Origin of the sequence: Escherichia sp. 94.0001 (assembly GCF_013369155.2) — a bacterium.
Taxonomy (GTDB): Bacteria; Pseudomonadota; Gammaproteobacteria; order Enterobacterales; family Enterobacteriaceae; genus Escherichia; species Escherichia coli_F.
In genome coordinates, this window is the sequence record NZ_JABWMS020000273.1 from 1 (window position 1) to 324 (window position 324).

The 324-nt window shown below is 44.4% G+C and carries 1 protein-coding gene; it reads left to right on the top strand.

Features of this window, described 5'->3' with window-relative positions:
- Positions 1-98 precede the first annotated feature (98 nt).
- Positions 99-320 carry a TraR/DksA family transcriptional regulator gene (locus tag HEN33_RS25680; RefSeq protein WP_000763383.1) on the top strand — a complete coding sequence of 74 codons (222 nt, stop codon included), beginning with the start codon at positions 99-101 and terminating at the stop codon, positions 318-320.
- Positions 321-324 lie beyond the last annotated feature (4 nt).

Sequence of the window (324 nt, forward strand, 5' to 3'; positions counted from 1 at the left end):
ACATGAAAAGCAAAATCATCAGGGAGCTACAGGCTCCTTTTTTATTATTCGCATTTACCCTCAAGCGTATTAACCAACAATTCAGGGATTAATGAAAGATGGCAGATATCATTGATTCAGCATCAGAAATCGAAGAATTACAGCGCAATACAGCAATAAAAATGCGTCGCCTGAACTACCAGACTGTATCCGCAACTCATTGTTGTGAGTGTGGCGATCCGATAGATGAACGAAGACGCCTGGCCGTTCAGGGTTGTCGGACTTGTGCCAGTTGCCAGGAGGATCTGGAGCTTATCAGTAAACAGAGAGGTTCGAAGTGAGCGA

Bases quoted from the DNA above. Each gene is read 5' to 3' on its own strand.
- HEN33_RS25680 (WP_000763383.1), top strand. From the start codon at position 99: ATGGCAGATATCATTGATTCAGCATCAGAAATCGAAGAATTACAGCGC.